Origin of the sequence: Caballeronia sp. ATUFL_M2_KS44 (assembly GCF_023630965.1) — a bacterium.
In the GTDB taxonomy this organism is placed as follows: domain Bacteria; phylum Pseudomonadota; class Gammaproteobacteria; order Burkholderiales; family Burkholderiaceae; genus Caballeronia; species Caballeronia concitans.
On the sequence record NZ_JALQEA010000097.1, the window covers coordinates 1 to 272 of the forward strand.

Here is a 272-nt window from a genome sequence, read left to right on the forward strand (position 1 = left end):
ATTTGGGAAGATGGATACACTCAGCCAGTGGTCACGTTTTACGATAAAGAAAGCGATATGTATATTGTCGTAGACGGGTTTCACCGATACCTGACACTTAAACAAAGTCAAAGGATTTGGGAGAGGGAAAATGGCATGCTCCCGGTGGTTGTAATCGATAAGCCAATCGGCGACCGCATGGCATCTACGATACGCCACAACCGTGCTCGCGGTTCACACAATATCGAATTGATGTCTACAATTGTTTCAGAGCTTGTCGAAATGGGGAAGGG

General features: G+C 46.3%; 1 protein-coding gene. It reads left to right on the plus strand.

All coding sequences use genetic code 11. The annotated features are described in order from the left end of the window. On the plus strand, positions 1–272 hold a 272-nt coding region (locus NCR39_RS29545), incomplete at both ends, for a ParB N-terminal domain-containing protein (protein ID WP_502800298.1).